The organism is Bacteroidia bacterium (assembly GCA_025056095.1).
GTDB lineage: Bacteria > Bacteroidota > Bacteroidia > JANWVE01 > JANWVE01 > JANWVE01.
On the sequence record JANWVW010000128.1, the window covers coordinates 1 to 7933 of the forward strand.

General features: G+C 35.8%; 6 protein-coding genes. 5 read left to right on the forward strand and 1 reads right to left on the reverse strand.

All coding sequences use genetic code 11. The features are described from left to right. Positions 1 to 291 precede the first annotated feature (291 nt). The gene (locus tag NZ519_09585) at positions 292 to 975 is read right to left on the reverse strand and encodes an SDR family oxidoreductase (protein MCS7029005.1); all 684 of its coding nucleotides are present in this window, start codon (positions 973 to 975) and stop codon (positions 292 to 294) included. Between the two features lie 118 nt (positions 976 to 1093). On the opposite strand from NZ519_09585, the gene NZ519_09590 reads away from it, so the two are divergent. The 5 genes from NZ519_09590 (at position 1094) to hutI (ending at position 7829) form a co-directional block, all read left to right on the forward strand. Further along, positions 1094 to 2020 carry a DMT family transporter gene (locus NZ519_09590; protein ID MCS7029006.1) on the forward strand — a complete coding sequence of 309 codons (927 nt, stop codon included), beginning with the start codon at positions 1094 to 1096 and terminating at the stop codon, positions 2018 to 2020. Between the two features lie 1638 nt (positions 2021 to 3658). Beyond that, a complete protein-coding gene (locus NZ519_09595; GenBank protein ID MCS7029007.1) occupies positions 3659 to 4291 on the forward strand; it encodes a putative DNA binding domain-containing protein in 633 nt (210 codons plus the stop codon). A gap of 48 nt (positions 4292 to 4339) precedes the next feature. Continuing rightward, the gene (locus tag NZ519_09600; GenBank protein MCS7029008.1) at positions 4340 to 5641 is read left to right on the forward strand and encodes a HAMP domain-containing histidine kinase; all 1302 of its coding nucleotides are present in this window, start codon (positions 4340 to 4342) and stop codon (positions 5639 to 5641) included. 86 nt (positions 5642 to 5727) lie between these two features. Then, entirely contained in the window at positions 5728 to 6471 is a 744-nt protein-coding gene (locus NZ519_09605; protein MCS7029009.1) for an isoprenyl transferase, read from the forward strand. A gap of 116 nt (positions 6472 to 6587) precedes the next feature. Then, the gene (hutI, locus tag NZ519_09610) at positions 6588 to 7829 is read left to right on the forward strand and encodes an imidazolonepropionase (GenBank protein ID MCS7029010.1); all 1242 of its coding nucleotides are present in this window, start codon (positions 6588 to 6590) and stop codon (positions 7827 to 7829) included. Positions 7830 to 7933 lie beyond the last annotated feature (104 nt).

The following is a 7933-nucleotide window of genomic DNA, read 5'->3' on the forward strand; positions in this document are numbered from 1 at the left end:
TGCATTGGGCGGAACAAACATTTTGAAAAATGTAGAAGCTTCCCCTGCAAAGGAAATCAGTTTTACGAATAGTGTAAAAAACAGGATAATAGAAGCTACTTTGGTACTCATAATACTAAACTAAAATTAACTCCTTTTACGAATTTAGTAAAAATAGGTTTGTCTAAAACCATAAATAGTGCTAATTTAACTCCATAAATACCTGTTTTTAATTGTAAATCAATAAATTTCTTTTTTATACGACCTGAATTCTTCAATGAAATGTAACAAAAGTTACACAAGAATTTGTATCTAAGGAATACTGACAGAAACAGGCAGCACCTTACCGTTCATCACTTTGTATCCATGTAAAATAAAATGAACAATATAATCAGCCATAGTTACAGGGCTTACAGGAGCTATATAGCTAGGAAAAGCTTCTTGCAGCATTTCGGTTTGCACAGCACCCAAGGCTAATGCATTACAATAAATACTCTCATATTTAAGCTCTTCGGCAAGACACTCTGTAAGATTAGCTAAAGCCGCTTTTGATGCACTATAAGCAGATAACCCCGCAAATTTTACACTACCTTGAAACCCGCCCATACTTGTGATATTAACAATATGTGCAGGTTTAGCAAAATACGGTAATAACCCCTGTATAAGATTAACTACGCTAAACAAATTTACTTCAAAAATGTATTCCCATTCATTTATCGTAGTTTCTTTGAAAGGTTTGTTAACAAGTACCGCAGCATTATTCAGCAAGGCATCTATTTTAGCAGACTGCTGTAAAATTTTTTCTACCCAGTTTTCAGGTAACTGACTAATATCTATCTCTATGGGGATAAGATTTTCTGGAAAAGTTTTTTGTATAGATTCAAGTTTATCTATTTTTCGGCTAATGGCTAACACTTTATAGCCTTTTTCGGCAAGGTTTATGCAGACTTCTCGCCCTATACCTCGGCTTGCTCCTGTAACAATGATAGTTTTCATCAGTAGTTATGTAAAAATACAAATTATTTAGTTCCTAACTTTTACACTCAAAGTAAAACAGTTGGAAAATAGAAAAGACTCATTGTTTGTTATCAATTTTGATAATTTTGCCATCGGTATGAAATGGTTTTTGTTAGTACTGCTTTCTATTATTTGGGGAAGTTCTTATATGTTGATGAAGAGAGGTTTAGAAGGTTTTACTTACGTAGAGGTAGGACTGATGCGCTCTGCACTAGCAGGGATAGTATTACTACCTTTTGCTTTATATCATATCAGAAGTATAAAAAAGCAACATATAAAACCTTTATTTATTTCTATTGCCATAGGAACACTTATTCCTAATTTATTATTTGCTAAATCCCAAGCGCACATTGGTGGGGGAATGACAGGTATTTTGAACGCACTTTCTCCACTGTTTATTATCATTATTGGGGCAGTACTTTTCAAAGACAAAACCCATAAAACACAGTGGTACGGAATTTTAATCGGACTTTTAGGATGCATTGTTATGCTATATTTTTCCCAAAAAATGGGCAGCGAGTATGATTGGATGTACAGTGGGCTAGTCCTGATTACAGCATTCATGGGAGCTTTGAATGTACAAATTATTCATCATTACCTCACAGATATTAAGCCAATTGCTTTAGCTTCGGTTACACTAAGTGTTGCATCTATTTTAAGTGCAAGCTATTTAATGCTCAAAACACCTGTATGGGAACACTTGCAACAGCCCAAAGGGCAAGTAGCTTTTATTTACATTGCTATATTGGCGATAGTAGGTAGTGCTATCGCTTTGATTTTGTTCAATTACTTACTTTCTATTTCTAATGCTGTTTTTTCAAGTAGTATTACTTACCTCATGCCGATAGTATCTATTTTTTGGGGAATATTAGATAATGAACCTTTTATATGGGCGCACGCCGTAGGTATTATATTGATTTTCACAGGGATTTACGTATCTAATCTCAAAAAGACAAGATTGATGAGGTATGTAGTTAAGACTGCAAGGTTTATGCAATTCAGACGAAACTTAAGGTACAAATAGCAATTGATGTTTGTGTTGTAAATTGGCTACATTTTTTTAATTTTGTATCTGCGTTTACAGCGCAGACCACAGCTGTAAGCGCTGATTTTCAATAAGATAAAGGTCAAAAATAGCCATAAAAAAGCCCAAAAGCCAATATTCAAAATTGTAAGTTGCATAAATAAAATTGAATTTTTTCAATCCTAACGAAACACATACTTTTTCAATGATTAAATGTTATTGTTCTAAACATTATAGTAAAATGGGCTTGTAGAGTATTTTTGGTTTTTCATTCTTTGTTTATGCAAAGTTTTAGTTTGTAAGTGATTGTACTTCAAGCTCAAACAAGGTAAAGACATAATTGCACAGGTCAATTGCGTGAGGGGCATGGAGCATGCCGATAGGCAGTGCGAAGCGTTAGCGAAGCACCGAAGCGAAGCGTAGTGCGGAATGCCCCGACCCTTGCGTCAGCAAGGGGCACGCCAAAAAGAAATAAAGAATAACGTGAGTTTTGGATTGTAAAAAAGTTTGGGATTATAGATAGCAATAAAATGAGATAAGATTTGGATAAAAAAGGCAATAAAGTTGCTCTTATGATAATAAAATTGTTATCATCGGTCTGTTTATGCGGTTTTTGTAAAGCCTTAGATTGCATATAACGCTACCCACACTTTACAAAGCACGAATATGCAAAATAATCAGAGTAAAAAAACCGTGTTTAACGCACAGTGAAATCATCACTATACTGGTAGTATATCATTGTAGCTACTACGGACACAAAAATTTCAGATACTACTACAAGTGTGTAGTTAGAAATGGAGTTATTGCATTCCTGCTTTTCCGAATGTATGCAGTTATGAACGGTTTATACAGTTGATACCAAGAGTATTAAGACACACGACCACCTTCGTATATTATCTCTGTATTCGTAACCGTAAAGCATTAGAAGGGATACATTATGCTGACAGTAAAAACTGCCTGTTTGTAACAACCTACGTATAAAAAGTCATAAGGTATTTAAGACAATAGCAGGACGTGGAAAATCAAGCACGGGCTGATTCTATGGACTAAAACTATTTTTGGTTGTCAGTGATATGGGAGATGTGGTAGGGGTCAAACTCACCCCTAGTAATGTAGCAGATAATCAACTCTATTAACCAAACCCTGTAAAAACATGAAAAGTAAAATGCTCAAGGGAATATGAGCGGCATTATTTAAGTAAGCGATGCATGATAGAGGGCATCTTTGATACTCTCATGACACAGTGTGATATAGATTATACCCGCCACAGAAGCCCCGTCAAATAGTACATACATTGGCAGGGGATTCTGGCATACAGCCATTTTTTACGCAAGCCTAGTGTAGAAAAGTATCCTATTTGGAAATCATCATAGAGTAGCTTCCTTTGTACGCAGCTTGACGATAGATTAGGTATGTATTTTTACACACAATCCATGCATATTCAGATAAGCCAATGGATATATTTTTTATTCAGTTTTCAATAACTTCCTATAAAATAAAAACAATTCAATTACTCACATGCAAAACTCACGGTTATATATCTTTCTAGCTACTTTACTGTATTCATGCCACAAAAATATGCTAAAAAAATATAGCCTAGTGGTTGGCTATACAGTACATATTCTTTATCTTTGAAACATGAAAACCTATCATCCCTTGTTAAAACGTATATTAGAGGGAGAAAGTGAGGTTTTAGATTTTAAGAAAACTATTTCGAGCGTGCATAAAATTGCTAAAACCATTGTAGCCTTTGCTAACACGAAAGGAGGTAGCATCTTAATAGGAGTGAACGACAACAAAACCTTATCTGGAATCAAGTCAGAAGAAGAAGGCTACATGGTACAAAGCGCGGCTCAATTTTTTTGCTTTCCCCCTGTACCGATAGAATTGATAGAACATGAAATTGGTAAAATAACTATTGTGGAAGTTATTGTACCGAATAGTCCCGAGAAACCCCACTATGCCCAAGATGAACAAGGTAAAAAATGGGTCTACATACGCGTCAAGGATAAGTCTGTTTTAGCCAGTAGGGAAGTAATTGCCGTACTCAAAACAGAAAAGCGTAAAAAACCTATTACAATGCAATATACTCACTTAGAGCAAGGACTATTAGAGTATCTCTCTAAACATGAAAAAATTACTTTGAAAGGTTTTTGCGAATTACTCAATATTCCTCGCAGAAAAGCTTCTCAAATATTGGTTACCATGGTTAGTATGGGAATTATTCGGCTGCATGCCACTGAAAAACAGGATTTTTATACGTTAAGCTAGAAATGCATTGTATGAAACAAATTTTAGAATTTTTGCAAAATTTTTACTATGACTGAACCATCTTATTTTGAAATTATTACTGAACAAAAGAAAAATCGCAAAAGAAAATTTATACATTACTTCACGCTTGCAGGGATGGTTATTACCGCAATAAGTGCCATAATTGCACTTTATCACCGTATTCATTTAGGTGTTAGCGTAGCTTTGTCCCTCTGTGTGATAATGAGTATTATTTTTTTAGTCAATCTCAAAATTTATCGTGAGGAGGTAACGGAGCTATACATAATTTTTCTTAATCTCGCAATAGGTATAGGCGTTTGGCTGGTAGGTAGAGAAGCTTTTATGAGCATTTTTTACACAAGTATGTTTTTAGCAATTGGCTTACTACTAGATAACAAACATCCTTTGAAAATACTGTTTCATTTTTGTTTTACGATATTTTTTGCATTTTTAACTTACTATGTAGAAATACCTTTTTACAAGGTTCAAAAGCCTACAATCGAAGAAGCGAATATTCTCAAAAATATGAATTTTATTCTGTGTAATTTGCTAAACATTTTTTTTGTGTGGGAAATGATTAAAATGACACGTCAAACTGAACAAAAGCTTATTGATTTTGCGACTGAACTCCAATCTCATAATAAGGTACTCAAGGACTTAAATGCAGAATTAGATCAGTTTGCGTATCGAGTTAGCCATGATTTGAGAGCGCCTATCAGTTCTACTTTGGGTTTGATTTATTTAGCCAAAGAAGAATATCAATTGGAAAAAATGCAAGAATACCTTCAAATGATGGAAAAAAGTCTTATCAAGTTAGATGATTTCATTCAGGAAATTCTAATGCACACTCGTAACTCACGTTTACCTGTGGTATATGAACCTATCGAAAATGTACGGCAATTTATTCAAGAAGTTGCGCAGCCTTTTATACAAGCCCCTTCCTTCCAACACATTCAATTTACTGTAGCTGTTCAAGAAAATGCCATTTTTTACACAGATAAAACTCGCCTCAAAATGATATTACAAAACCTATTAAACAATGCTTTTTATTATCATGATGCCCAAAAAGCTAAGTGTTGGATAAAATTAGAAATGCAAATTGACCCCGACCAGGTCAAAATTGAAATTACAGATAATGGTATAGGTATAGAAGAAAAACACTTAAATAAAATTTTTGACATGTTCTTTCGAGGTACAGAAAAGGCACCAGGTACAGGTTTAGGTTTATATATTGTTAAGCAAGTTTTAGAAAAGCTAGAAGGTAAAATTTCTGTTCGTTCTACATATCTACAAGGTACTACCTTCACAGTAGAATTTCCAAATCGTAGTTTGAAAAATGAACAAGTATAGCGGTAGCAAAGTTCTATCGGTAACAAATCTTACCAAAACTCACGCTTATTTTGTATTTTTGCAAAACGCTTAATTAGATAGATACGATGTCTTCATATCCCAGTATTAACTTGAGCGCCCTGCCGCAGCATATTGCGATTATCATGGATGGTAATGGTAGGTGGGCAAAAGGCAGAGGAAAGCTAAGAGTCTTTGGACACTCAGCAGGCGTTACGCCTGTGCGAGAAGTTTCAGAGCTTTGTGCTGAACTTGGAGTAAAATACCTAACCTTGTATGCTTTTTCCACAGAAAATTGGTCAAGACCTAAGACAGAAGTAGATGCTTTGATGGATCTTTTGATCAAAACGATACGCCAAGAAACAAAAACCTTAGTAGATAACAATATTCGTTTGCATGCCATAGGAGACTTAAAAAGCCTACCTATAGAATGTCAAAAAGAATTAAGTCAAGCCATAGAAATTACTAAAAATAATACTCGGATGCAGCTCAATCTTGCTCTAAGCTATGGCAGCCGATGGGAGATTGTAGAAGCCGTAAAAAGAGCTGCCGCAGCAGGCGAAGATATGAAAAACTTTACCGCAAGTATCTTAGAAAAGTATTTAGAAACCGCAGGTATGCCTGACCCTGAACTACTTATTCGCACCAGTGGGGAATACCGCATTAGTAATTTTATGCTTTGGCAGATTGCTTACGCAGAAATTGTCATTTTAGAAAAACTTTGGCCCGACATTCGCAAAGCTGATTTAATTCAAGCTATTGAAATTTATCAAAAAAGAGAGCGCCGCTTCGGAGGAATCAACCCCGTCAAACCTCTAGAAATTCCTAAATAAAGTACCTACGAAGCTCAAAAACAAATTTTTCAATCTTATCTTAGGTTGAGTAAATTGTTTTTAGCTTGTAACTAAAAAAGCCAAATAATCCGTATCCCTGTTGTATCTTTGTGTATATGTACAAGGTATTTACCAACATTAAAAAGCTATACACCGTTGCCGATACGGATACCTACTACAAAAAAGGTATATCTATGCAAGAACCCAAGCAAATAGAAAATGCTTACCTAAGAATACACAAAAATAAAGTAGTTGAATACGGCACAATGCAGGATTTGCAAATGAACGAATTTGAGGAAGTTGTAGATGTAACAGGTAAAATTGTTTTTCCTACCTTTTGCGATAGCCATACCCATATTGTGTATGCAGGTACAAGAGAACAAGAATTTGTCTATAAGATACAAGGATTAACTTACCAAGAAATTGCCGCTAAGGGAGGAGGGATACTTAATTCTGCTGCTGCTTTGCAGAACACTTCGGAAAAAGTGTTATACCAAGAAGCTTTGCAGCGTTTACAAAGTATGATAGCCCGAGGTACAGGAGCAGTAGAAATTAAATCAGGATATGGATTAACCGTAGAAAGTGAGCTTAAAATGCTAAGGGTCATTGCCATGCTTAAAGAATCGGTAGAAATTCCTGTTAAAGCTACTTTTTTAGGTGCCCATGCTATTCCCTCAGCCTACAAAAATAACCGTCAAGCTTATATTCGGCTGATTATAGAAGAAATGTTGCCTAACATTGCCGAAGAGAAGTTAGCTGACTACATTGATGTTTTTTGTGATGAAGGTTTTTTTACTGCGCAGGAAACAGACCTCATTCTTGAAGCAGGTGCAAAATACGGTCTAAAACCTAAAATTCACGCTAATGAATTATCTAACTCGGGAGGAGTACAAGTAGGTGTCAAGTATAAAGCTATTTCTGTAGACCATTTAGAGCATACAACAGAGCAGGAGTTGGAGTGTCTGCTACATTCTGATACCGTAGCTACTTTATTGCCCAGTACGGCTTTTTTTCTTGGACTAAAATATCCTGATGCGCGACGTATGATAGACAAAGGTCTGTGTGTAGCATTGGCTAGCGACTATAACCCTGGTTCTTCGCCTTCGGGGAATATGTCTTTTGTAATAAGTTTGGCTTGCATTCAAATGCATATTCTGCCAGAAGAAGCTCTGACGGCTTGTACGCTAAATGGGGCTTATGCGATGGAAATTTCTCATTTGGGCTATGGAAAATTATGTCCGAATGGTCCTGCTAATTTTGTGGTAACTAAACCTTGTCAAAGCTTAGCGGCTATTCCTTATCATTTTGGGGATAATTTAATAGAGCAAGTGTGGATTGAAGGTAAGAGGCTTGCTTAATAGAAGATTTTATTTTTTTGGGCGTGTCCTTGCCCACACTTCGCTTGCGCTTGTGTGGGCAAGGTCGGCGTGCTTCGGGCTACGCTCACGCTTCGGTGCTTCGC